General features: G+C 52.2%; 24 protein-coding genes. 15 read left to right on the top strand and 9 right to left on the bottom strand.

What is annotated here, in order from left to right:
* Positions 1 to 936 carry a phosphate/phosphite/phosphonate ABC transporter substrate-binding protein gene (locus tag R2K28_RS11615; RefSeq protein WP_316364490.1) on the top strand — a complete coding sequence of 312 codons (936 nt, stop codon included), beginning with the start codon at positions 1 to 3 and terminating at the stop codon, positions 934 to 936.
* A gap of 39 nt (positions 937 to 975) precedes the next feature.
* Positions 976 to 3414 carry an EAL domain-containing protein gene (locus R2K28_RS11610; protein ID WP_316364489.1) on the top strand — a complete coding sequence of 813 codons (2439 nt, stop codon included), beginning with the start codon at positions 976 to 978 and terminating at the stop codon, positions 3412 to 3414.
* A gap of 33 nt (positions 3415 to 3447) precedes the next feature.
* Here R2K28_RS11610 and R2K28_RS11605 read toward each other — a convergent pair whose 3' ends face one another.
* The 7 genes from R2K28_RS11605 to R2K28_RS11575 all read right to left on the bottom strand — a co-directional run bounded on the left by R2K28_RS11605 (position 3448) and on the right by R2K28_RS11575 (position 11440).
* Entirely contained in the window at positions 3448 to 5232 is a 1785-nt protein-coding gene (locus R2K28_RS11605; RefSeq protein ID WP_316364488.1) for an AMP-dependent synthetase/ligase, read from the bottom strand.
* Between the two features lie 93 nt (positions 5233 to 5325).
* Positions 5326 to 7809: an acyl-CoA dehydrogenase gene (locus R2K28_RS11600; protein WP_316364487.1), complete on the bottom strand. Its 2484-nt coding sequence runs from the start codon at positions 7807 to 7809 to the stop codon at positions 5326 to 5328.
* Positions 7806 to 8744, bottom strand: coding sequence for a YiiX/YebB-like N1pC/P60 family cysteine hydrolase (locus R2K28_RS11595; protein ID WP_316364486.1), 939 nt, complete (start codon positions 8742 to 8744; stop codon positions 7806 to 7808). The genes R2K28_RS11600 and R2K28_RS11595 overlap by 4 nt, the downstream gene beginning before the upstream one ends.
* 114 nt (positions 8745 to 8858) lie before the next feature.
* The gene (gene hypD / locus R2K28_RS11590) at positions 8859 to 9959 is read right to left on the bottom strand and encodes a hydrogenase formation protein HypD (protein WP_316364485.1); all 1101 of its coding nucleotides are present in this window, start codon (positions 9957 to 9959) and stop codon (positions 8859 to 8861) included.
* A 30-nt stretch (positions 9960 to 9989) separates the two neighbouring features.
* Positions 9990 to 10811: a hydrogenase nickel incorporation protein HypB gene (hypB, locus tag R2K28_RS11585; RefSeq protein ID WP_316364484.1), complete on the bottom strand. Its 822-nt coding sequence runs from the start codon at positions 10809 to 10811 to the stop codon at positions 9990 to 9992.
* 37 nt (positions 10812 to 10848) lie between these two features.
* Positions 10849 to 11205 carry a hydrogenase maturation nickel metallochaperone HypA gene (gene hypA / locus R2K28_RS11580; protein WP_116446544.1) on the bottom strand — a complete coding sequence of 119 codons (357 nt, stop codon included), beginning with the start codon at positions 11203 to 11205 and terminating at the stop codon, positions 10849 to 10851.
* On the bottom strand, positions 11198 to 11440 hold the full coding sequence (locus R2K28_RS11575; protein ID WP_116446545.1) for a HypC/HybG/HupF family hydrogenase formation chaperone: 243 nt from the start codon (positions 11438 to 11440) through the stop codon (positions 11198 to 11200). The genes hypA and R2K28_RS11575 overlap by 8 nt, the downstream gene beginning before the upstream one ends.
* 111 nt (positions 11441 to 11551) lie before the next feature.
* On the opposite strand from R2K28_RS11575, the gene R2K28_RS11570 reads away from it, so the two are divergent.
* The 12 genes from R2K28_RS11570 (at position 11552) to R2K28_RS11515 (ending at position 22034) form a co-directional block, all read left to right on the top strand.
* Positions 11552 to 12043 carry a HyaD/HybD family hydrogenase maturation endopeptidase gene (locus R2K28_RS11570; protein WP_316364483.1) on the top strand — a complete coding sequence of 164 codons (492 nt, stop codon included), beginning with the start codon at positions 11552 to 11554 and terminating at the stop codon, positions 12041 to 12043.
* Between the two features lie 222 nt (positions 12044 to 12265).
* Complete coding sequence (locus tag R2K28_RS11565) at positions 12266 to 12601, top strand: hydrogenase expression/formation C-terminal domain-containing protein (RefSeq protein ID WP_316364482.1); 336 nt, start codon at positions 12266 to 12268, stop codon at positions 12599 to 12601.
* Positions 12602 to 12635: 34 nt separating this feature from the next.
* Positions 12636 to 13742: a hydrogenase small subunit gene (locus tag R2K28_RS11560; protein WP_316364481.1), complete on the top strand. Its 1107-nt coding sequence runs from the start codon at positions 12636 to 12638 to the stop codon at positions 13740 to 13742.
* Positions 13739 to 14401 (top strand): hypothetical protein, encoded by a 663-nt coding sequence (locus tag R2K28_RS11555; RefSeq protein ID WP_116446549.1) that lies wholly within the window; start codon positions 13739 to 13741, stop codon positions 14399 to 14401. Before R2K28_RS11560 ends, R2K28_RS11555 begins: the two co-directional genes overlap by 4 nt.
* On the top strand, positions 14398 to 15669 hold the full coding sequence (locus tag R2K28_RS11550) for a (Fe-S)-binding protein (protein WP_316364480.1): 1272 nt from the start codon (positions 14398 to 14400) through the stop codon (positions 15667 to 15669). The genes R2K28_RS11555 and R2K28_RS11550 overlap by 4 nt, the downstream gene beginning before the upstream one ends.
* A gap of 47 nt (positions 15670 to 15716) precedes the next feature.
* Positions 15717 to 17438 carry a nickel-dependent hydrogenase large subunit gene (locus tag R2K28_RS11545; protein WP_316364479.1) on the top strand — a complete coding sequence of 574 codons (1722 nt, stop codon included), beginning with the start codon at positions 15717 to 15719 and terminating at the stop codon, positions 17436 to 17438.
* A gap of 632 nt (positions 17439 to 18070) precedes the next feature.
* Positions 18071 to 18634, top strand: coding sequence for a cytochrome b/b6 domain-containing protein (locus tag R2K28_RS11540; protein WP_316364478.1), 564 nt, complete (start codon positions 18071 to 18073; stop codon positions 18632 to 18634).
* A gap of 50 nt (positions 18635 to 18684) precedes the next feature.
* Positions 18685 to 19077, top strand: a complete 393-nt coding sequence (locus R2K28_RS11535) for a DUF1924 domain-containing protein (RefSeq protein ID WP_116446553.1) — start codon at positions 18685 to 18687, stop codon at positions 19075 to 19077.
* A gap of 14 nt (positions 19078 to 19091) precedes the next feature.
* On the top strand, positions 19092 to 19664 hold the full coding sequence (locus R2K28_RS11530) for a hypothetical protein (protein WP_316364477.1): 573 nt from the start codon (positions 19092 to 19094) through the stop codon (positions 19662 to 19664).
* Positions 19665 to 19736: 72 nt separating this feature from the next.
* Positions 19737 to 20042: a PepSY domain-containing protein gene (locus R2K28_RS11525; protein WP_316364476.1), complete on the top strand. Its 306-nt coding sequence runs from the start codon at positions 19737 to 19739 to the stop codon at positions 20040 to 20042.
* A gap of 2 nt (positions 20043 to 20044) precedes the next feature.
* Positions 20045 to 20713 carry a response regulator transcription factor gene (locus R2K28_RS11520; RefSeq protein WP_316369727.1) on the top strand — a complete coding sequence of 223 codons (669 nt, stop codon included), beginning with the start codon at positions 20045 to 20047 and terminating at the stop codon, positions 20711 to 20713.
* Positions 20694 to 22034 (top strand): sensor histidine kinase, encoded by a 1341-nt coding sequence (locus R2K28_RS11515; RefSeq protein WP_316364475.1) that lies wholly within the window; start codon positions 20694 to 20696, stop codon positions 22032 to 22034. Before R2K28_RS11520 ends, R2K28_RS11515 begins: the two co-directional genes overlap by 20 nt.
* Positions 22035 to 22108: 74 nt before the next feature.
* On the opposite strand, the gene R2K28_RS11510 is transcribed toward R2K28_RS11515, so the two are convergent.
* Together R2K28_RS11510 and R2K28_RS11505 are read right to left on the bottom strand one after the other, a co-directional pair.
* Positions 22109 to 22657: a helix-turn-helix transcriptional regulator gene (locus R2K28_RS11510; RefSeq protein ID WP_316364474.1), complete on the bottom strand. Its 549-nt coding sequence runs from the start codon at positions 22655 to 22657 to the stop codon at positions 22109 to 22111.
* A 124-nt stretch (positions 22658 to 22781) separates the two neighbouring features.
* A complete protein-coding gene (locus tag R2K28_RS11505) occupies positions 22782 to 23894 on the bottom strand; it encodes a hypothetical protein (protein WP_316364473.1) in 1113 nt (370 codons plus the stop codon).
* A gap of 422 nt (positions 23895 to 24316) precedes the next feature.
* Here R2K28_RS11505 and R2K28_RS11500 point away from each other — a divergent pair, with 422 nt between their 5' ends.
* On the top strand, positions 24317 to 25459 hold the full coding sequence (locus tag R2K28_RS11500; protein ID WP_316364472.1) for an LbtU family siderophore porin: 1143 nt from the start codon (positions 24317 to 24319) through the stop codon (positions 25457 to 25459).
* Positions 25460 to 25549 lie beyond the last annotated feature (90 nt).

The following is a 25549-nucleotide window of genomic DNA, read 5'->3' as shown; positions in this document are numbered from 1 at the left end:
ATGATGAGACTCATCACCAAGGGATCAATCCTGCTGCTGTTGTTCATTTTCTCCTTGTTGTTGCCGTCTTATGTTGTAGCAAGTAGCAGTGATCCGACTACCTTGGTGATAGGCAAGATCAGTCATAATCCTAAAAAGCACTATGGCTATCTGAAGCCCATGCTGAAATATGTGGTTGAAAGGATGCGCGAGCATGGTATTCGCAAAGGTAAGATCCGGATGGCGAAAAGCAAGGAGCAGATGGTGGAGTTGCTGGCCAGAGGTGAAGTGGATTGGGTGACGGAGACACCTGTTGCCGCAGCCTATCTGCATGAAAAAAGCGGAGCGGAGATATTATTGCGAAAGTGGAAAAAGGATATGCACGAGTACCACACGGTATTTTTTTCACTCAAAAGCGGGGCGGTAAAGAAGTTGGAGGATCTGAAAGGTAAGATTATCGCTCTGGAAGATCCAGCCTCTTCGAGCGCCTACTATCTGCCTGTGTATGCGATGCTTGAGCGTGGATTAGAGCCGGTCAAATTGAAAAGCTTCCGGGAATCGCCCCCACCTGACAAGGTTGGTTTTGTGTTTGCCCGGGAAGAGATCAATATCGCCACCCTGGTAAACAAGGGATTGGCCGATGCCGGGGCCTTCAGTAACCTGGACTGGGACAAGGAGGATCACCTGCCATCCAAATACCGTGAACAGTTTTCCATATTCCAACGTCTTCCCCCTGTCATCCGCGCACTGGAATTAGTAAGGCAGGATTTGGAGCCAGCGCTAAAAGCCCGGCTCGAAGAAGTATTGTTAAAAGCAGAACATGATCCGAAGGCGTCATCTATCCTGCATGCCTATCAGCAAACAAAGCGATTCGACAAATTGAGTAGGGAGCAGCAACAGTCGATCTATGACATGTACACTATAGTGGAGCGTGTTGATCAAGCGCTTGCACCCTGAATGGTCAAGCTCCTGAGTCCATTATGAACAAATCACTATATGGCTAGAAATCTACAGTTTCGATATACCGTTGCTATCGGTGCAGTCATCGTGATTGTTACGGTGATTCTTGCCACACTGTTTTTCTTCCAATCCAAGGAGCTCCTGTCAAACATTAAAACGACCACCACCTCCACCATGAGTACCGCGCTTCATGATGAGGCAAAGAAACGCCTTATGAATTTGAGTGCAATTTTAAGTGAGGACTTATCTAACCCTCTCTATAATTTCGATATGCTTGCTATCTTGCAGTTGCTGCAGAGTGTTGCCAAGCTTGATGACATTGCCCATGTCATGGTGATAGATCCTAAGGGGGTGATTGTCCACGATGGAACCGAGTTATTGGATAGCTATGGCAAGCAGTTGGAAGAGAGGGAGATTCTGGACTGGATTGAAAAGCAATCGGCACCGCTGCTCATCAACTCAGAAGAGTTGATGGAGATCGTCTCCCCGGTGCATATTGCAGATGAACGGCTTGGCTGGGTTAGAATCGCGCTATTCAAAAAGGCACAGCTGGAAAACACGCAAAAGCTGACCCAACAGCTCTCCAATTTAACCGCTGAATCTCAACAGCGTGAACGCTATCTGCTTTATCTCGTCACGACTGTTTTGTTATTGCTCGGCTTAGGCTTGGCTGCATTGATTTCCAATAGGTTGGTATCGCCGATTCGAAAACTGACCGAATATGTGAAACGGGTTGGTGAAGGTGCCTATGGTATTGAGCTGGACAGAAACCGGAGTGACGAGATAGGTCAGCTGATTCACTCATTCAACCGTATGAGCAGGGATCTGTCCAACACCTCGGTATCGAGGCAGTATTTGAACGACGTGCTCAACAATTTGTGCGATGCACTGATCGTTGTCTCTGACGATATGAAGATTCTTATGGTCAACAATGCTGCTACTGAAATGATCGGATTCGATAAGCAGCGTTTAGAGAGCATGTCATACTATGATCTCATCGATAGTCGCGACGGAGTGCGTGTCAAGCGATGGTTGAGCCGTCTATTGGAACAACAGATCGAGAGCATCGATGCCCGATACATAACCGCTGCCGGCTCGCATGTGCTGGTCTCTCTCTCAGGTGCTTATCTCGACTTGTCGGGCGCTCCCGGACAGATCATCACTGTTGCGCAGGATGTGAGTGAGCGCAGAAAGAACGAGGAGCATATACGCTATCTGGCTCAATATGATGGTTTGACAAATTTACCCAATCGGCAACTGTTTCGTGACCGTTTAAAGCATGCCATGAAGCAGGCAGAACGCGGGGAATATCTGATCGCCTTGATGTTTATCGATCTGGATCGTTTTAAAAAGGTTAACGACAGCCTGGGCCACCAGGCAGGTGATCTGCTGTTGAAAGAGACCGCGGTTCGATTGAAGAAGTTGCTCCGCCTGGGTGATACTGTGGCGCGTTTAGGAGGGGATGAATTCACCATAATCGCGGAACAGATCAAGTCGATAAATGACGGCGTCAATATAGCCACAACAATCCTTGAGACCGTCAAGGAACCGTTCGAGATCGATACCAGGAAAGTACACATCGGGTGCAGCATTGGTATCGTCTTCTATCCCTTTGCCACGGACGATATCGGCAGTTTGGTCCAGAAAGCCGATATGGCCATGTATCAAGCGAAAAGGAATGGGCGTGGACAGTATTGTGTCTACAATCATATGTTGGGCGCCCATGAAAATGGTGTATTACAACAGGAGAGCGAATTGATGGAAGCGTTGAAAACGAAAAGCTTCCATCTACTCTACCAGCCAGTGGTTGATACTAGCACTGGGGCTACAGTCGGTATGGAGGCCTTACTGCGGTGGGATAATCCGAGACGCGGTATATTGGATCCCACAGAGTTCCTGCCTTTTCTCGAAAATTCAGGCTTTATAATCGAATTGGGGGATTGGATATTGGAAAGGGCCTGCAGGGAGATGCTTGATTATAGTGAAAGCAGTGATAGTCCACTGCAACTGAATGTCAATGTCTCCATGCATCAATTCAATCAGGGTGACTTTTCCCATCGGGTCGAATCGATTTTGAATAAAACAGGTTTCGACCCAAAGCGACTTGAATTGGAAATCACAGAAAGTAGCCTGATAGAAGACATTGAAATGAGTAGGAATGTGGTGCGTAGTCTGAAAAAACTTGGTATTCGTATCGCAGTGGACGATTTTGGTACAGGTTACTCTTCCTTTTCCTATCTCAGGGATTTTACCCTGGACACCCTGAAACTGGACACCAGCTTCATCAAGGGATTGCCAAATGATAACTATGCCATCGGTATTTGCACCGCACTGATCAAGATGGCGGAAATCATGCAACTGAATGTGGTCGCTGAAGGTGTTGAAAATCAACAGCAGGTTGCATGGTTACATTCTGAAAACGTAGATCAATGCCAAGGGTACTACTTTGGCGAACCTGCTGTATTGGGTGAATAATATACTCGCCGTTATGGGCAGATGATTGATCGCTCAGTGCCCGTGATACATCTCGTCATACTGATTGGCATAACGGTCAAGGATCTTATTCCGCTTCAGCTTGAGTGTGGGTGTGATCAAACCATTCTCTACACTCCAAGGTTCAGCGAGCACAGTAACACGTATGATCTTTGCGTAACCGGGGAAATTGTCCAGATGAATGTTGATGCGTGCCAACAACTCCTGCATCTGTTGTTCGCTGAGATCGTTGGGATCCAGACCAAGGGTCTGGGCATGCTCTGGATTGAGCACCACGATGGCAGATAGATAGGGTTTGCTTTCACCCACTACCAGTACCTGATCGAACAGGGAATCCATGGCAATGCACATCTCCATATCGGCGGGTGGGACCTTTTCACCATTGGCCATAACGATGATCTCTTTCAGTCGGCCGGTGATGAAGATATAGTCGTCTTCAAATTTCGCCTTGTCGCCAGTGTGGAACCAACCCTCTGCATCGATTACCTCGGCAGTAGCACTTCGATTGTTCCAATAGCCCATCATCACATTCGGTGCGCGGCACAGCAGTTCCTCGTATTCATTGATCTTCACCTCGACCCCGGGAAAAGGCCTGCCGACACTTGCCGGCAGATTGTTTTCATGGGTATTCGCAGAGATGATGGGGCTGGTCTCAGTCAGTCCATACCCCTGCAGTATTGGCACTCCAAGGCCGATAAAAACCTTGGCAATATCCGGCGACAGGGGGGCGCCGCCGGAGACCGCAATACGCAAACGACCGCCCAGTTTCTGCTGGATCTTGCTGGCAACTATTTTCTCCAACAGAGGCCAGAGTAATAGTTTTACCGACCAGGCTGCGCGTCCCTGTTGATATTCGAAATTGTGCCAACCGGTTTCGACAGCCAGATTGAAAATGCCCCGGGCAATAGCAGAGTCGTTTTCGAGCTTATCCTGTATCTTGGCATAAACCCTTTCAAATATGCGTGGTACCGCAATCATCATGGTTGGTTTGATGATCTCAAGGTCTTCAGCCAGCTGCGGGATCGATCGGGCGTAAGCCGTGGTGGCGCCGGCCAGGATTGCCAGATAGTAACCGACGGTTCGTTCCAAGGTGTGCGACAGGGGCAGAAAAGAGAGAAAGGTATCGGTGGTATAGATATCGATGACGTTAATACCGCTGTTTAGATCCCACAGAATATTGTGGTGACTCAACATGACACCTTTGGATCGCCCTGTGGTGCCGGAGGTGTAGACTATGGTTGCCAAATCCTTGCTGGGCATATCGATCACCTGCAGCTCATCATCAGAGCGATCGGGCAACCATTCATCCAACGAGACAAGGTGGGGCTGGAGACCCATCGCTTCGACCCGATGCAGTGAGACAATACGGTTCAGACCGGCCAGCTGGTTACGGATCTGCTGCAGCTCCCGCCACTGTTCGTTATTTTCCAGGAGCAAAAGACGCACCCCGGCATCTTGCAGTATGTAACCGATATTTTCAGGACGATCGTTGGTATAGAGAGGAACGGTGACCAATCCCAGACATTGAGCCGCCAGATCGAAAATGGCCCATTCACGGCAATTGCGCAACATGATGGCTACCCGATCCCCGGGCCTGAGATTCTCATTGCGAAACGCTGCCTGCCAGCGGGCGACCAGTTGTGCCATCTCTCCCCAGCTGGTCTCTTGCCAAACTTCGCGCTCTTCGTCGTACTGAATATAGGCAGTGCCCTCCGGTGAGCGTTTTACCCGTTCCTTGAATACTGCGCCTATAGTATCGGCATCTTTCAACTGAATATAATCAATGTTTGGCTTATCCATGTTGGCACCATTTTTATCTTTTTCTGAGATTATTTATAATGGGTTCACTCCTTAACTTATCCTATCTTGAACCGGTATGGAAATCTTTACCCCTCAAGCAACACCCCGTTTGTTGAGTTTGGAGATCTTGGAGGTTGCCTTGCTACTCTCTGATGTCAAGCTGCCAAGATGGCTGAAGGTATTCACCTGAATGACCTGTCTGCGAAGACGATCCGCCTCTTCCAGGGCCACTTTTTCGCTCTCACTCAAGATTCCAAGGGAGACGGCTTCTGCGATCAGATTGCGTATATCACGGGATTTGAGTTGACCGGCTCGTTTTGCTCTACGCAAGGTCTTTTCATGAGGGGCTGCTGCATTCACTGCGAACAGGGCCTGTTCCAGCTGACCGGCACGTTGCTGTTGATCCTCGGTGATGTAGATACCTTGTGTGAGCCGGTCCCTGGTCTCGCTTGGGCTCAACAGGGTACGCGCAACCTGGTGGTCAAGGCTGTCAGTGGGTTTGTGAAATGGGAGTCCGGTGGGAAACACCACCAGTCGCAACAGCCAAGCCAGGGGTCGAAACGGCATATTACGTAACAGGCCCCGCAAGGCATGTTGAAAGCGATAGAGTGAGTCGTCCAGGGCCCATCGCATGAGCGGCAGGTCGTCTTGACGTTCTCCCTCTTCGATATAGCGTTTCAGGCATGCGCTTGCAATATAGAGGTTGCTGAGCAGGTCCCCAAGCCTGGCCGAGAGGCGCTCTTTGCGCTTCAGCGAACCCCCGAGGGTCATCAGCGCCGCATCGGCGGTGAGGGCGAAGCTTGCCGCCATCCAGTTCAGGCGCTGAAAGTAGGGTTTGCACGCCCCGCTTTTCGGACTCGCTGAAAGCCGTCCATGGGTGATGCCGAACCAGAGTGTGCGGGCAAGATTTGTGACCACAAAACCGATGTGACTGAATAGGGCCTCATCAAACCGGGTGAGGGCTATTTCCGGATCGGGATTCTCTGCCGCTTCGAATTCTTTGAGAATGTAGGGGTGAGCACGTATCGCACCTTGGCCGAAGATGATCATGCTGCGGGTAAGGATGTTGGCACCCTCAACGGTGATTGCGATGGGTATTGCCTGGTAGCCTCTGCCGATAAGATTATCTGGGCCGAGACAGATACCACTGCCGCCCTGGATGTCCATGGCGTCGTTGATTGCTTGACGGTAGCGCTCGGTAAGATGGTATTTGATGATGGCTGAGATGACGGAGGGTGTCTCACCGCTATCCAATGCGCCGAGGGTGAGTTTTCGCGCCGCGTCCATTTGATATGTCAGGCCGCCTATTCTTGCCAGGGCCTCTTCCACCCCCTCGAAATGGCCTATGGGTTGGCCGAACTGGGTGCGTACCGCGGCATAAGCGCCGGTGTAGCGGCTGGCGCCCATGGCCGCTGCCGTGGAGAGTGCGGGGAGTGAAATGCCACGCCCTTCGGAGAGACTGTCCATCAACATCTGCCAACCCTTGCCCACGCCGTCACTACCGCCGATTACCCAGCTCAATGGGATGAACACGTCACGTCCTTCTATGGGGCCATTCTGGAAGGGTATGTCGAGGGGCATGTGGCGTGATCCTATCTCCACCCCGGGGGTATTGCGGGGAATCAGGGCCAGGGTGATGCCGGGCTGGGGATTGTCTGAGAGCAGGTGTTGGGGATCCTCGAGTTTGAATGCCAGACCAATCAGGGTCGCAACCGGTGCCAGGGTGATATAACGCTTTTCCCAGTTCAGCCTGATACCGAGTACCTGGCTGCCTGCAAAATCACCATAGGTGACCTGCCCGATATCCGGTATCGCGCCCGCATCGCTGCCGGCATGGGGATTGGTCAGGGCAAAACAGGGTACCTCCTCGCCAGTGGCCAGTCGCTCGAGATAGTTTATCTTTTGTTCATCCGTACCGTATTGCAGCAGCAATTTAGCCGGCCCCAGCGAGTTGGGTACCATGACGGTAACTGCCGCGGTGATGCTGCGGCTGGCGATCTTCAACACAACCTGTGAGTGGGCATAGGCGGAGAAGCCGAGACCCCCATAGGTCTGGGGTATGATCATGCCGAAAAAGCCGGACTGCTTGATGAATTGCCAGACCTCCGGAGGCAGGTCTCTGCGTTCGTAGGTGATATGCCAATCATCGAGCATATCGCACAGGGTTTGTACCGGGCCTTGGAGAAAATCCTCCTCCCGGGCGGTCAGATGGCATTGGGGTTGCCGCAGCAGCTTGCTCCAGTCAGGCTGTCCGGAGAAGAGTTCGCCATCCCACCAGACACTCCCGGCGTTGAGTGCCTCCTGCTCGGTGGTCGACATGGAAGGCATCACCTTCTGGAAGGTGGTCAGCAGAGGCCTGGTGATCCAGCGGCGGCGCAGTTGTGGTTTAAGGTAGAAGAAGAGCGTGGTGGCGTAGATCAGCCATAGGGGGAGTGCGCCAAAGGGATTCATGAGTTCCGCCAACTGCAAGCTGATCAGAAGTATGGGCGGCAACAGCATCCACAAAATCGCCCCCGCGGAACCGTAGGCCAATCCCCACAGCATCAGTAATAAGAGTAGTAATCCTAGCAGCGTCATCGGTCTGCCCCGCGCATTGTGTTGATTACCTGATCAGCCGCCTCATCGTCCTGAGGTTGAGCTTGTTTCTCGTTCTGCTTGTTAAGCTCCTTGCTTATATCGGTCTCATCATCGGGCTGATCTGCCTCGTCAATTTTTGTTGCGGCAGCGAATGCACGCTCATTGTCGTTGTAGAGAATGCTGTCATCACCCCAAGGCAAGCGACGGTAGACACCCAGATCATCCAGACCGAGAAAGGGATATTTAATGATGTTGAAATAGGGTGAGTAGTCGAAATCCTTGGGTGTGAAGAGTCGCGGATTACGCTTGAAGAATCGCAGACTGCCGTCTTCATCCCGGTCGATGAAAGGCAGAATCGGGAAATTCACGTTATTGAAGGCGGAAGCCAGCATCGAGGAGCAGACGGTACGTGTCGGTGAACCGGCGTTATGCTCAAACAGGCTGGAGCGCCAGCGCCTGGGCAGGATGTTCCAGGGGAAGAAGAAACGGGCCAGGTCGAGCAGGTGACGAACGTCATAGTCAAAGCCGATATGACGGACCGCATGGGCGACGACCTTATGTGCATCCTCCGGCTCTATTCCTGAGGGACGACAGATACGCAGATGATCATTCCGATACTTGGAGAGTGGCGCAATGATCGTACCTTCTCCCAGCAGGGCCTCGACCATCAGCTGTTCACTGAGGTCCCCTTGGTAGGCCATGCGTACCCGCTGCTGAAGCTTGGGATCCCGAATATCGTAGATACGCCCAATGTAGAGAGCAGAGTGGGTCCAGGTGCTTTGGGTGATGGTCTTGATCACATTGCTGACCCTGCTGCGTCCTTCGACCAATAACACATCGGCGGGCCTAAGTTCATAACTTAGACGATTGAAATCACATAAAGGCGAGGTGGATGGTGGGCTCTCTTTGGTCAACCACTCAGCGATCCACTGCATTATTTTCTGCCCGACTCTTCTCATCCTAAAACCCAGCAAAACAGTAAGTAATATAGCTATTATAGACCGTAAAATTAGTAGGTGAGTTTCATTCGATATCAGATGATTGGCGATCTATGCTTGTTCGCGAAGTCTGATCCCACCGCTCCACCAGATCCGGCAGGCGCCTTCATCGGAAACCATGCAGGGCCCGATGGGTGTCCTCGGGGTACAGGCCTCGCCATAGAGTCGGCACTGGTTCGGATATTTCCGTCCAAGCACCACGGCAGCGCAATCACATCCAGGGGGCATCTCACCACTGCGCTTTCGCTCGGGAGTGTCGTAGTCGGGAAAACGCCTGCGGGCATCCCATTGTGCGTAGTCCTTGTTCAACCCAAAACCGGATCCGGGGATGATGCCGATCCCGCGCCAATTGGCATCGACCACATCCAGCGCCTGTTGCAGGTGAGCCTTGGCGCTTGGGTTACCGCCGGGCTTGACCAATTCAGGATAACAGTTGTCGAGAAAAAGCCGATCGTCCAGATATTGCCTGATCACAGAGTAGGTGGCCGCCAACAGGCTCTCTGGTGTAAAACCGGCAACCGCGGCCGGTATATGGTGCTGCTCCACGACGAATGACCACTCTTCCGGCCCCATCACGGTGGCGACATGACCGGGTGCGACCAGGGCATTGAAACCCGGTTTCTCGCCACTCAGCAACATTGAGACAGCAGGCCAGGTGAGTCGACCCGATAACAGGATGCTGAGGTTGTCAGGTATACCCTCGACCAGCAACGACGCCACAGGTGCCGTGGTGGTCTCGAAGCCGGCGGCAAAAAAGACCACCTCCCGATCGGGAGCGGCCTGAGCAATTTGCAGCGCCTCCATGGGGGAGGCGATGGGCCGGATGTCCGCGCCCGCGGCATGGGCCTGATCCAGGGAGCGGGGCTCTCCCTTGCTGACATTCACCGGCACCCGCAGCATGTCGCCAAAGGCTACCAGGGTGATCGGTTCCTGCAGCGCCAGTTGCATCGCTTGATAGACATCTTCTTCGGGACAGACGCAAACAGGGCAGCCGGGTCCAGGTATCAGCTCTATCTGATCCGGTAGAGCGCCCCGCAATCCAGCCTGGGTAATGGATCGCTCATGCCCGCCGCAGACATTCATGATCTTGATCGGCTCCCGCAACGGCAGGGCATGTAGCTGCTGCAGCCAGGATTTTGCGCTTATCGACATAGGCTACACATGGATTAGTGTTAACAGGCCCTAGCCTTCACCAGCGTGTAATTTAGCGCCTTCAGGCTGCAGGTTCGGTTTTAGAGTTTTACCCTGTGCGCGCCTCGCTTTGTGTAACTTGATCTGCTCTTCGAGCCAGGCGAGCCAGGTTTCAAAGCCCTCTCCCGACTTGGCCGAAGTCAGGGTGACCGGCACCTCAACGGCGAGCTGGCGGACCGCCTGCTCGGCCCGTTCGGGACTGAACTCATCCATCACCGCGAGCAGATCAGATTTGGTGAGCAGCACAAGATCCGCGGCGCGGAAGATGACCGGGTATTTAATCGGCTTGTCATCCCCTTCGGTGACGGAGAGCAGGGTGATATTCAGATGCTGTCCCAGGTCGAAGCTGGCCGGGCAGACCAGGTTACCCACATTCTCTATGAACAGGATGTCCACTTCATCCAGATCCATCCGATGCAGGGCCTGGTGGATCATATGCGCATCCAGATGACAGGCTGTACCGGTGGTGATCTGCACGGCCGCCACGCCTTTTTTGCGGATGCGCTCCGCATCGTTCTCTGTCTCCAAATCGCCTTCCACAACCGCGATCCGATATTTTTGCCCAAGTTTGTCGATGGTGGTTTCCAAGAGACGGGTTTTGCCGCTGCCGGGGGATGACATGAGATTGATCGCCAGCAATTGGTGACGGTCAAAATGCTCACGGTTGTGGGTGGCCTGATGGTCGTTCTCGCTGAGCAGATTCTGTAACACCTCCACGGCTACGCTGCCATCCTTCGCATGGGCATGCTTGCCGCCCTCTTCAATGAGATGCCGATTGCCTTCGGTGATGTTACAGCCACATGTATCGCACATCAGAATATGCTCCTAAATTTCGATTTACAGTTACCACTCAATTGTCATCCTCCCGTGTCAGTTCCACACTGGCGAGCAGGAGTTCATCCCCGCTGATGAGTTGGGTGCGGAAATCACCGCATTCACAGCAGATCAACCTGTTCACCGATGCATCACATTCGGCGCCACATTGTTGACAACGTACCCGTACCTGTTGCACCGCTGTTTCCAAATCGGCCTCGGCGGCTATGCTGCCCGCTCGGGCGATTGTGAAGGCCTGTTGCAGCAGTTCCGGTACCACGCCGGAGAGGGGGCCGATCTGGATGACGATTCGGTCAACCTGACTGGCATGTTCCCGCTCGGCAATCGCCTCGACCTGTGCCAACATCGCCTGGCAAACAGACAACTCATGCATCCGGCGGAGATTCCATCTTCGCCAGCATCTCGTCATAGATCTCCCAGGCGGATCGTGCCTCTTGCGGGGTGACTTTTTGTATCGCGTAACCCACATGTACGACGACAAAGTCTTGCGGCCTGAGTTCTTCGTGCTGCAGCATGAAGAGGCTCACTTCCCGCTGAATGCCTTTTGCTTCACACTGTGCGGTAAAGCCGTCTATGCTTTTGATCTGCATGGGTATGCCCAGGCACATGATATATCCTTGGTTTAAAGGTATGCTTTTTGTTTCGGCTGCCAACCAGCTTGTCTTAAATAATAGACACTATTCACAGCCAGCTATTTCATTCTCCCAAGGAGACCGTTTTTGTCAATCGAATCTGTGTTGATCCTCGGTATAGGAAATACCCTGTTGAGTGACGAGGGTATAGGTGTTCAGCTGGTGAACCGCATGCAGCAGCAGATCGGGGAGGTACCGGGTATTGAGTATCTGGATGGGGGTACCCTCAGTTTCACCCTGGCGGAGCCCATTGCCCGGGCGGATGGATTGATCGTCGCCGACGCGGCCCGCATGGGGGAGAGGCCCGGCACACTCAGGGTCTTCCACGACCAGGAGATGGACAGCTATCTACAGGGTAACCGCGCCAGTGTGCATGAGGTGAGTCTGGGTGACCTGCTCGATATCGCCCGACTCTCCGAGACCCTGCCGGCACGACGTTGTCTGATTGGTATCGAACCCGAGAATCTCGATTGGGGTGAGCATTTGAGCGAGAGCGTACAACCGGCAGTGGAGAAGGGGATCGAGGAGGCCGTCTGCATATTGAAATCCTGGGGTCTCCTACCTGAGGCTCAGGGTTAGCATTTTTTAGAATTGAGTTGCCTGAGATCAGCTTTTCAGTCTGCAATAATGATCCAGATCAGCAATAGTATCAGTATTTAGTGATATTCTTTATATAACCCAGATCATCAATGAGGCATTTAGCAGATGTGACTCATGCAGAAACTGCAAGACATCAGTGTACGGGTTGAGTCAAGGGACGGATCTAACCCCCCCGCAAATCACTCGAATGCAATACCAGTGATGTATGAAGTACTACACTCATTGAAACGACTCAAGGAGCGAGGCGTGGCGACCACCATCGATCTTAAATCCATACCTTTCGGCCCGGGTGACGAGGAAGAGCTGTTACGTCACCTAGGATGCGGTGAGGTTAGTATCGAACTTCAATCCTTGGGCAAGAGCCGTATTTGCGAGACCCTCTATCCAGGTATCTGGTTAATCGATCATTACAACGCCGCAGGTGAGCGTATAGCACTCTCACTTGAGATTAATCGTGTGCCTGAGATTGTACAGTCTCAACCCGAAGATATATCAGATGCGATTATCAGGCTCGAACAACAGCTGAATCCCAAATAATTCCGCATGCTTGTCGATTGCGGGAGGAGCAGTAATGGCTGAACAACTCAATCCTATCGCTAAAACACTTGGGGAGAGCCTGCGGGACAGCGGCGTCTCCAGGCGGGGTTTCCTGAAATTCTGCAGTGTCACCGCGTCGATGATGGCGCTGCCCCCGACGATGGTGCCAGCCATTGCCGCAGCTCTCGAGCAGGCAAAGCGGCCCTCTGTCATATGGCTCTCCTTTCAGGAGTGCACGGGCTGCACCGAGTCACTGACACGCAGTCATTCACCCACTGTTGAGAGTCTGATTTTCGATCATATCTCACTCGATTATCACCATACCCTGCAGGTCGCCTCCGGGGATGCGGCAGAAGCTGCGCGTGAAGCGGCGATGCACGAAAACGAAGGTAAGTATATCGTCGTTGTGGATGGTTCCATCCCATTGGGGAATCCGGGCTTCTCCACCATTGCAGGCATCAGCAATCTGCAGATCCTGGAAGAGACGGTTGCAGGTGCGGCAGCTGTTGTTGCAGTCGGTACCTGTGCCGCATTCGGCGGTTTGCCCCAGGCCAAGCCCAATCCTACCGGTGCGGTCTCGGTGGCAGATATCGTCAAGGATAAGCCGGTGGTCAATGTCTCGGGTTGTCCGCCCATCCCAACCGTAATCACTGGGGTATTGGCACATTTTCTTACTTTTGGCGCGCTGCCTGAATTGGATGACTTGGGTAGACCCAAGGTCTTCTTCGGCAAGAGTATCCATGACCGCTGTTATCGGCGTCCTTTCTACGACAAAGGCCTGTTCGCCGAGACCTTCGATGACGAGGGTGCGCGCAAGGGCTGGTGCCTCTATCGTCTCGGATGCAAGGGTCCGATGACCTATAACGCATGCGCAACCACCAAGTGGAATCAGGGTGCAAGTTGGCCGGTGGAAGCCGGGCATGGTTGCCTGGGTTGCTCGGAACCCAATTTCTGGGATGCCGGCGGTTTCTACAATGCCCTGTCTATTCCCGACAGCGACGTCATTCGACAGGCTGCCTATGTGGTGGGTGGTGGTGTTGCCATCGGTGCGGCGGCCGGCGCGCTCAATCGCAGTAAGCAGGCCAAGGCGGCTGCCGAACATGAAACCGTAACTATCGATGATTTGGATAAGAGCTCATGAATACACCAATTGATTTTCTGCTATGGGTAAGAGGGCCGGGATTTGATATTGCGCTGGTCGTGTTGATCATCGGTATTCTGGTCAGGTTGCTCGAGGTATTGATATTGGGACGCAAGCCCGACTATGCAGAACCCAGAGGAGCGGAACTGGGGGCTGGCCTGCGCACGGTGGTGACGAGAACCTTGCCGGAAAAGGGCTCCTTTAGCCGTTCACCGTTCACAGTGGTTGGCGGTTATATCTGGCATATCGGTTTCTTTATCAGCCTGTTTCTGTTCATTCCCCACATCGAACTGATCAAAGCCACCATCGGTCTCAGCTGGCCGGGTATCGCCAGCAATCTGGTGGATGCGGTGGCAGCGGTAACCATCGTCACCCTGGTGGCGATGCTGTTCAGCCGCCTCACCCATCCGGTGAAGCGTTACCTCAGTGGCCCGGAGGATTATCTGACCTGGTTGGTTACGATTCTGCCTATGATAACGGGCTATCTGGCCTATCACCGCATGATCGATCCCTATCCGTTGGTACTGGGGCTGCATATTTTCAGCGTGGAGATCTTGATGGTGGTATTCCCCTTTACCAAGCTGATGCACGCTTTCACCTTCTTTATCGCCCGTTGGTATAACGGGGCCATGGCAGGTCGCAGAGGAGTTCAGTCATGAGCGAAGCAACCCTTGAGCGAGGCATGAATGCCTTACGTGAACAGATGAATGCACCCATTGCTTCCTTCTTCTCCAGTTGTGTGAACTGCGGTATGTGTGCCGAGGCCTGTCTCTTCTATACCGAGACCGGCGACCCAAGGTACACACCGATCAACAAGCTGGAACCCCTGCGTCGAGTTTGGGAGCAGGAGTATACCCTGTGGGGAAAACTGAAATCGATGCTCGGATTGAGCGAACCGGTTACCGATGAACTGTTCGAGGAGTGGGAGCCTTTGGTCTACGACGCCTGCACCCTGTGTGGGCGCTGCTCCATGGTGTGTCCGGTGGGCAATGATGTGAGTTATATGATCCGGCGTGCCAGAGAGGGATTCGTGGCTGCGGGCTACTCACCGGAGGGGATGAAGGGCGCCAGCCGCAGAGCAGTGACGATCGGCAGTCCGATGGGGGTTAAGTTTCCTGCATTGGCGGCGCAGATCAAACATGTCGAGGCCGATACCGGAATCAAGATCCCGGTGGATGTGGAGGGTGTCGACTACATGGCTCTGCTCTCCTCCATGGAGATTATGAACTTCCCCGAATACCTGGAGGCCCTGTCCCGCATCTTCAAACAGGCGGGTGTGACCTGGACCATCAGTTCTGAGGCCTTCGAGGCGACAAACTCGGGGATTCAAATCGGCTCTTCCGATATCGCCCGTGAGCTTGTGAATCGGGTCGTGGTCGCTGCTGAGAAGCTGAAGGTCAAATATGTCATCAGTCCTGAATGCGGTCATGCCTATACCGCAATACGCTGGGAGGGTCCCAACCTCATCGGTCGAGCCTACAACTTCAAGGTCGTGCATATCCTGGAGCTTTTGGATGAATTGCGCGCCAGTGGTCGGTTGAAGACTGAGGGCATGGATGAGACCCGGCTGACCTTCCATGACCCCTGTCAGATTGTACGCAAGGGCGGTGTATTGGAACCACCGCGTAATCTTCTCAAGATGGTCGCCAGCGAATTTGTCGAGATGCAGGATGCCCGGGAGATGAACTGGTGCTGCGGCGGCGGTGGCGGCGTGAGTGCCAATGAGAGGGCGGAAGAACTTCGTCTCAAGGTGTTTAAACGCAAGAAGACCCAACTGGATGAGCTGAATGTGGAAACCCTGGTTACGGCCTGCGCAAACTGCCGGCTGATCATCGAGGAGGGACTGGAAGAGTATCGCATGGAGATCCCCGTGGTTGGATTGACCGAGATGCTGGCAGAGCATCTGGTCGAAGAGAAGAGTGAATGAGACTCCAGCGCTTGGCTGAAATGTTGTACCGATAGGAGACGAGAGAAATGAGTGACAGAATCGTCGTTGACCCCATCACCAGAATCGAAGGTCATCTGCGAATCGAGGCCCAGATGGATGGTGATAAGATAGCCAGCGCTTATTCATCGGGGACCATGGTGCGTGGTATCGAGATCATACTCAAGGGTAGAGATCCTCGTGACGCCTGGGCCTTCGCGCAACGTATATGCGGAGTTTGCACCCTGGTGCACGGTATTGCCTCGGTACGCTCGGTGGAAGATGCCCTCGATTATCAGATCCCGGCGAATGCCCAGCTGATCCGCAATCTGATGATTGGCGCTCAGTATATCCATGATCATGTGATGCACTTCTATCATCTGCATGCCCTGGATTGGGTGGATGTGGTATCGGCGCTCTCCGCCGATCCGGCAGAGACCTCGGCATTGGCCCAATCCATCAGCAACTGGCCGAAGGCATCGCCAGGCTATTTCTCCGATGTCAAAAGGAAACTGAAGGGTTTCGTCGATGCCGGGCAATTGGGTATTTTCGCCAAGGCCTATTGGGGGCACGAGGTCTATAAGCTGCCACCGGCGGCGAATCTGATGGCGGTCGCCCACTATCTGGAGGCCCTTGAGTGGCAGCGTGATGTGGTCAAGCTGCATGCCATCTTCGGCGGCAAGAATCCCCACCCCAACTTCCTGGTGGGTGGTGTGGCATCCGCCATCGATCTCAACTCCGACTCGGCGATCAACAGCAAGAAACTCTCTCAGGTTCAAAACGTCATCAACAAGATGCGCGAGTTTACCGATCAGGTCTATGTGCCGGATACCCTGGCGGTAGCGAGCTTCTATAAGGACTGGGGCGAACGTGGCGAGGGCCTGGGTAACTTCCTCTGCTACGGTGACCTGCCTGCCACCTCCATGGATGATCCTGACAGTTTCTTCTTCCCCAGCGGGGTCATCCTCGACCGGGATATATCCACCATACATCCATTGGATCTGAACAGCGCAGAAGAGATACAGGAGCACATCTCCCATTCATGGTATGACTACAGCAAGGGCAAGGATCAGGGTCTGCATCCCTATGATGGTGAGACATCACTCAACTACACCGGCCCCGAGCCCCCCTATGCCCATCTGAACGTAGAGGAGTCCTACTCCTGGTTGAAGGCGCCGAGGTGGAAGGGCAAGGCGGTCGAGGTAGGACCCCTGGCGCGGGTCTTGATGCTGTATGCCAAGGGCCATGAACAGACCCAGGAGTTGGTCAATATGACCCTGAGCAAGCTGGATCTGCCGACGCGGGCACTCTTCTCCACCCTGGGCAGAACCGCCGCCAGAACCCTGGAAACCAAGATTTTGGCGGATGCAATGCAGGGTTGGTATGACCAGCTGATTGCCAATATCAAGGCGGGGGATACCAAAACCTTTAACGAGGCCCTGTGGGAGCCATCCTCCTGGCCGAGCCAGTGCAAGGGTGTCGGGTTCATGGAGGCGCCTCGCGGTGCCTTGGGACACTGGATCGTTATCGAGGATGGCAAGATCGCCAACTATCAGGCGGTGGTACCGAGTACATGGAACGCCGGGCCACGGGATGCTGGGGGCCAGGCCGGCGCTTACGAGGCTGCACTGCAGGATAATCACCAACTCCTGGATGCGGAAAAGCCGGTGGAGATTCTGAGAACCATCCACAGCTTCGATCCCTGTATAGCCTGTGCAGTCCACCTCTCAGATGAAGATGGTGAGGAGATGTTGCAGTTGAAAGTGACATAGCAGGCAACTTTCAAACTGCCAGGTTCTGCCTCTGCCTGTATGGGCAGGGGCATTTTTTTGTTGGTCTCAACATAAACAAATACTCGTGAATGATCACGAATCACCCTATATAGGCACCTTTAGGGCCTGTTAACACTAATCCAATGCACTCTGCTGGGGCTGTTTTTTCGTCCAGCAAGGCAGAATGAGCGTGGTGTAGCAGCGCTACATGAGCGAATGATAACGCCGCTGGGTGGAAAAACAGCCCCAGCCCTTCGGGTTGTGCCTGAAAAAGCGCCACTCAGCGTTGCTCGTCGTTCATTTGGAGTGACCAAACTTCTCTCCTCGCGCCTTGATTGGCGCTTTTTCAGGCACAACAGAGTGCATTGGATTAGTGTTAACAGGCCCTAGTTTAGGGATGAAATCCATATCTATCTGTTGACTTGACTGCCCCAGTTTGCAAATACAAATAAATGACCTGATTAGCGATTATTCGCGGTGATTGGCATTCATTTGCGGCATGGATTACTACACGCGTAGGTTGTGGCTTGCCGGATCAGTCAGGGTTGTATCGTCAGCTTGAGAATTTTCAGCTTGATTTCATTTCCCTCTGCCATGCTCTCTCTCAACACAACTGATTCGAGAGAGAGACGATGAGTGATCGAGAGCTAATCAAGGTATGGGACCCGCTGGTCAGGTTGTTTCACTGGAGCCTGGTGTGCGCCTTCGCGGTTGCCTGGCTGACAGAGGATGAGTGGATGGAACTGCATGCCAATGCTGGATACCTGATCGCGGCATTGTTATTATTCCGCGTGATATGGGGCCTGCTGGGTACGCGTTATGCCCGCTTCAATGATTTTGTAAAATCTCCTGCCAAGGTTATTGCTTATCTACGAGATCTTGTTCGGTTGCGCGCCGACCCCACTGTCGGACACAATCCCGCCGGTGGCGCGATGATACTTGCCCTGCTGATAACCTTGCTGATAACCACCCTCACCGGATTACTTGCCTACGGCGCCACGGGCGCGGGCCCATTCGCCGACGTGTTTTTTTCGAACGCCGCCTATGGCAGTGAACTCTTCGAGGAGGTGCATGAATTCTTTGCCAATTTCACCCTTTTTCTGGTGCTTGTGCATCTGCTCGGGGTGGGATTCGGTTCACTGCTACATCGGGAGAATTTAGTTCGTGCCATGTTCACAGGCAGCAAACGGATCTGATCAGGCTTGGTATCAGGTCCTGGATGTTATATCAGTCGGAGGTATGGAAAATGAAACCGATCTTAATTTCATTGCTACTCATCGGCACTACGACTCTGCAGGCGAACAGTGTGGAAAGCATGCTTGAGTCCTACCAAGCCGAGGGTGCCGGGCCATTCTCGGCGGAGCAGGGACGGGAAGCCTGGCAACGTCTGGTAATAGATGAAAAAAGTGGTAAGCCCAGATCATGCAGTGATTGTCATGGCGACAATTTGGGTAATCCTGGGCAACACATCAAGACGGGAAAGCGGATTGAACCGATGGCGCCGTCAGTCAATGCAAAACGCCTGACCGATCCGAAGCAGATCAAAAAATGGTTCAAACGCAACTGTAAATGGACATGGGGAAGGGTATGCACACCCCAGGAGAGAGGTGATCTCCTGTTATTCCTTCAACGACATTAATGAGGTGAAAAAAGATGAAAACGCGAATATTTTGGTTACCGGCCACACTGGTACTTGCAGTTACGCTGTTAGGTGCCGGTATGGTTATGGCCGATCGTGATGAATGGGGCGAGGATGATGATGACTGGGGAGAGCGAATGTTTGGTGGTTGGTTCAAGCCTGAAAACAGACTGAACAACAGCCAATTCAGCCAGCTTTACCAGGAGGAGTGCGGCAGTTGCCATTTTCCCTTTCAACCCGTTTTTCTGCCCGCCGCATCCTGGCATTCGATGATGCAACATCTGGATGAGCATTTTGGTGAAAACGCAGAGTTGGCAGAAGAGGATCAAGCACAGTTGCAAGGTTTTCTCACTGCAAATGCGGCTGATAAGGTCAATCGTGAGATTCCAAATAAAGTGATGTGGTCATTGCGCTATACACCTTCCCCGAAACGGATTACCGAAACTGCTTTTTTCAAACATGAACATGATGAGATACCTTATTCTCTATCCTTCAGCAACTGCGACAGCTGCCACAAGAGAGCATTGCAGGGTTCATATAATGAACATGAAATCGATATCCCCGGCATCGGACGCTGGGATGACTAGTGTGTGTTTCAACAGTTGTTGAAGCTATACTTCTGACACTCGGGGACTCCTTGATAGAGTAAGATGGAAAGCATGATTGGTAAAACCACAACAAACATATTGCTCATGATGGCGCTGGTGATATCCGGTCTATCTCTGGCCGAGGAGGGCTATGAAGAGGCGCGACGCCTGACCGAATCTGGTGCCATTCTTCCCCTTGAGGAGATTATCCCACTCATTCAGGCGAAACAGCCGGGTAGGATTCTGGAACTTGAGTTGGAACGTGAAAGAGGGCTATATCTATATGAGATAGAGATTCTCGATGGGAGGGGAGCGGTATGGGAGATCAAGGTCGATGCCGCCTCAGGGAAGATTCTGGAACATGAATTGGAGGATTGAAGTTGCGTCTGCTGCTGGTTGAAGATGACAATCTCCTCGCCACATCACTAAAGCACGACCTGGAACAGCAGGGGTATGCCGTTGATTGTGCCGAGGAGGGTATTGAAGCTGAGTTTATGGGCGATAACATGGCATATGATCTTATCGTCCTGGACCTGGGTCTACCTAACCGGTCCGGTCTGGAGGTGTTGAAGAACTGGCGCAAACGGGATAATCGTACTCCGGTGATCATATTGACCGCCCGGGATGCCTGGCATGAACGGGTTGAGGGGTTCAAGGCCGGTGCGGACGACTATCTGGGCAAACCGTTTCATATTGAAGAGCTGGTGGTACGCCTGCAGGCATTGGTGCGTCGCAGTCACGATCTGGTGGGGGCCAGCCTCAAGTCTGGTGGCCTGGAGCTCGACGAGGAGAGACAGCAGGTGATATTGCCCGATCAGCAGAGACTCGATCTCACCGGAACGGAATTTCGCCTGTTACGCTGCTTCATCCTCAACAAAGACAAGATACTCTCCAAAACCCGTTTAACGGAACATGTTTATGAACAGGATTTCGATCGTGACAGCAATCTGATTGAAGTCTATATTCGTCGTTTACGTGACAAGTTGGGCAAGCAGGTGATCGAGACACGCAGAGGACAAGGGTATATCTATGTCGGTGTTGAGAACTAACTCTCTCGAACATCGACTGCACCTGGGGTTGGCGCTCAGCCTGATCGTATTGATGGGATTGCTATGGTTATTCGGCGCACAATCCATTCAAGAGCTGACAGAAGATTTTATCGCATCCCGCCTGGAACATGACAGCGAGGCCTTGCTCGCAGCGATGGCCGTTAAACATCAGCAGTTCAAGGTTCGGCCCGCCCGCGTCAACCAAATCTATCGACGTCCCTATTCCGGACACTACTATCTTATTCGTCATCAAGACGGCACTGAGACCCACTCACGATCACTTTGGGACTTTAAACTCCATATTCCTATGCTGCCGGTCGGTGACAGCAGGCGTATGCATATGCTCGGTCCTGAAGCGCAGCAGCTGTTGGTTTATGTTGCCGGATTTAAAAAACAGGGGCGGGAACTTACCGTTGCAGTGGCGGAGGATCTGCAACCGATAAAACAGCAACGGGATCTGTTTCTACGTAATTTTGCATTGTTGGCGCTACTCGGCCTGGTCGCATTATTGTTGGTCCAGGGTATGGTTGTCAGGCACTCGTTCCGTCGTCTCGAACCCTTGCGCGATGATGTGAAGAGTCTGGCTACAGGGGATGAGAAACTGTTGTGCGAAGATGTCCCGGATGAGATGTCTCCCTTGGTCAAGGAGATCAATCACCTGTTGCAGCTCCTTACAAGAAGGAATAAACGATCGCGTAACGCCCTCGGTAATCTTGCCCATGCCTTGAAAGCGCCCATGAATCTGCTGATGCGCTACTTCGACACAACTGCCACGGCTGAAAATCAGATAGACCGGAGTTTGGCAGGACAACAGGTGGAAAGGGTCAGATTGTTAATCGACCGAGAACTCAAGCGTGCCCGTCTGGCGGGTAGTGGAACCATGAGTCAGAGATTTGATCCACACATCGATCTACAGGATCTGTTGAATGTATTGAAACAGATTTACCAGGATAAGCAGTTATCGATAGAGGCGGTCGTGGCAATGGACCAACCCCCCTTCGGTGACCGGGAGGATATTCTTGAGTTGTTGGGTAACCTCCTTGATAACGCATGTAAATGGGCGAACAAAAAGGTACGCTGCACGCTTTCCGGAGAGGATCGTTTGCAGATCCTTGTGGAAGATGATGGTGAGGGGTTGGGTGATGAAGACGTCTCCAGATTGACACGCCGTGGCAGTCGATTGGATGAGAATATGGAAGGACAGGGACTTGGGCTGGCGATCGTATCTGATGTCGTCACTCTCTATGAGGGAGAGTTGAAGTTTGACCGATCACCAGAGTTGCGTGGACTTCGTGTCAGTGTGGTTTTGAATCGTATCTGACTACACATTTAAATCCCAAGGTAAACCATGACAGCTCGGCAGCTGTAAACAATACCGACCAGGCATAAACCCTATCAGGTTTCATTGGAATTGTTCATCGCCGGCGGCAGTAGCAGGTCTTCCAGAAAAAAGGCGGAGAGAGCAGCCCGGCCACTCAATTTGGCCTTACGATAGATGGAATGGGCCTGTTGCCGGACAGTCTTTTCGCTGACATCACGCATCACAGCGATCTCCTTGTAGCTCATGCCTTTGAGTATCAGTAAGCCCACTTCCCGTTCTGCCGCGGTCAGGGACCATTCGCTGAATTGTCTTGCGATGCCATCGCTCAACCCTTTGATCAAGTCACTCATGCCACTTCGCCATTGCATACCCTCGACACGGGCTGTTTCCAAATCCCTGATCAACAGCATTTGTGTCTCATGTTGCATCTTGAACTGTTCAGTCAAACGTACCATCCCTACCGCGATAATGACGATTAAGGTGGGTTGAATCATTTCCAGGATTATTTCACCAAGGGTTAGGTCAGGGTCCTCGAGTATCTCAAGGGCAATGAGGAAGATACTACCCATGACTATCAACAAAATATTTCTCCAACTACCCATCTTTTTCATAAAACTGTTCATGATTAACCTGATTAAGTTGATGTCGTCCATACAATGAGCACGCTCATAGTGACCGCGCTCATTGCTTACTATTACCCTTTGTCAGACTTACAATTCAAAGCAGTTGTTTATGTTACCACCAGAATCAATCACAAAAGGCCTCTGCTGCGAGTTCACACAACTCCTCTAGCAACTCTTCGGGATCCTCGATCTCACAAGCCGGATCTTCCAGGATATCCAGGGAATCGCCGACACAGAGCAACTGCTCTGTCTCACCGGTGAATTCACCATCCTCCATCGCTTCAGCAAGCACAAATCCGATACCAGGACTATAGTACTTGAATTCAGAGGATTCAGGCTCCAGAGGTGCGAAGTCATAGGTCATCAGGCAACCACCGCTATCGGCACAGGGAAAGTTCTCGTTTTCGACTGATGGTATCCCTGCCAGATCTACGTATTGCACGATATCCTCGGCTTCACCCAGGGAGAATTCCTGACGATGGGCAATGCCTACCTCAGGCATTCCACTGATCAGAAGACCAGCTTTGGCAAACTCTCTTCCTGATTCGAATGATCCATCGAGATCAACCAGTGCGCCATCCTCGAAGTTGCGTGATATTTCACCGCAATAGTAGACATTGCCTTCGGTATCCTGGGCAAACCAGTCATCTGTAATTTCCACCGGTACATAATCTATCTCGCCGGTGGTTTCATCCTCTTCCACAACAACCACAGCATCAGTCACGACACGGCAGGGAACGCCCTGTATCTCACGGGATTCATCTGTCACATGCACCACCACTGTCTCTTCCCCTTCCTCGCCAGCACGCAGGACATAGGTGTGCCCCGACACAATAGAGACATAGGGATTGGCACTGGATTGATCCACATCGTCAGGATCGACAAAGGCGATGGTCGGATCGAGCAGGGGGTCTGAATCATAGCGATGCTCACCGAGCACTTCACAGGCATTGACCCGGGCATCGAGCTGATCTGTACAATAGTCTGCCTCCTCCATACGCACCATCTTCGCCTCATCACGACAGGCCACCCTTTCACTGCGGGTTGCCAGGTTTATACAGTTCGCCAGGGTGGTTTTGTAATCATCTTTGACGTCGGCGTGGCACGCCTGAAATATCTGCTTAGCGGTATTCTCACAGGGTGAGTGCCCATTATCTCCGGCCAGGAGTTCATAGGGTACGATCAGAAATGGCACAGAGAATAACAACGAGTACATCTTCAAGGATCTATTTTTCATAGGTTTCGCTCCCGATCTGTTTCTATTCTTTCAAAAGGGTTGTGGATAACTCCTCCTCACCAAGCGTTCATTACAATCGTTTTATCAAGTGCTTTGGAAATGTGGTGCGAGGTATTAAAAAGTTATGTACTAGCAAGCCAATGCACCATAGAATTGATGTCATACAACCTGTCGAATAATTTATAATAAACTGAATATAAAGGATTAATTGTGGATTTATCGACATGAATCAGACACGGATCGAGTGCCTTACCTGGGATATTTCGGAGACAATCTTGCGCCGATTGAGAGGGCAATGGGAACTGTCTGCCGTTTATAGGACATATGTCCTATAAAAATTTCCAGAATAGCCGCGATCCCGGCTTGCACTAAGCCAGGTACGGGGTTTCAATAATCTAGAATAAAATATGGAGTCTCTCGCCATGCCCCTGCGTTCCCAAAAGGTTTTGCTCAGTTTGGTCACACACTCTCTCTGTTTATTGCTGGCAGTTTCGCCAACTCTGGCGGCACAGGAGATGAGTGAGCCCGAGCAGGACGAAAAGTTCACGGCTGATGCAGTGGAGGAGAGTGGTCCCACAAGAATCTACCGTACCAGGGAAGAGCAAAGAGAGGCGGGATTGGAGACTGAGATCACCCCATGGCTTACCCTGTCAGGGCTCCTGGAGGGTGAGGTACTGACCGATCGTTTTATCCCTCAGGACAGGGATGGTGCCATCAAGGCGAGAGAGCGCAATGCGACCCTGCAGTTTGCGCTGACTGTCGATCTGTTTGGTCTGGCAGAGGGTGAAATGGTGGTTGAATACGATTCCGATCCAGACAAATTCTTCTCCGAAGAGGCCTTCATCACCTTTGAATACGAGCCAATGGAATTGAGTCTGGGGAAACAGTTCACCCCCCTTGGCCTCTACTTCAGCCGTTTTATAACCGGACCGATGCTGGAGTTCGGAGAGACAAGTGCCAGGCAGGCTGTACTTCTTACTTATGGGCCCAGCGACGAATTCGATCTTACCCTGGCGGCCTATCGAGGCCGGGTCAGTGAAGTGGGCGAGGATGAGGAGTGGGACTGGGCGATCGGATTTGAGGCATGGTCATCTGACCATTTTTCATTCGGCTTGAGTTATCAGTCCGATCTCGCAGACAGCGATGAAAGAGTGCTGGAAGATGATCATTCTATCAAGCGTGTACCTGCCATAAGTGCATATCTGCTGGGAATAACCGACAGCTTCGAGTTCTCTTTCGAGATTGTGGCCGCTTTGGATGATTTTCGCGAATTGGATAAAGAGATCAACAGGCCCATGGCTTGGAATGCGGAGGTCGCCTATTTTTTCCCGAGTTCCGACTTTGATCTGGCGTTGCGGATTGAAAGCAGTACCGAGTTGGAGGATGAGCCGGAATACAGGTACGGAGCTGCTATCACATGGTATATGGATAGGCGGGTTAATCTGTCCCTGGAGTATTTACGCGGACAGTTTAATACAGAGTCATTTGCCATAGAACGCAACGAAGATGAAGTTCTCATTCAACACGTCAATACCATGAGCGCAAAAATATCCATACTGTTTTAGGAACACTAAAATCAGCATGCGATTACCATTCCTAAACATATAAAAGCGCCATGTATTTAAAAATATTGCTTGTCACTCATAGCAGTATTT

The sequence above is a fragment of the Candidatus Thiodiazotropha sp. CDECU1 genome (genome assembly GCF_963455295.1).
GTDB lineage: Bacteria > Pseudomonadota > Gammaproteobacteria > Chromatiales > Chromatiaceae > Thiodiazotropha.
The sequence above is the reverse complement of the archived record's forward strand: the minus strand, read 5'-3'. Positions and strand labels throughout refer to the sequence as shown.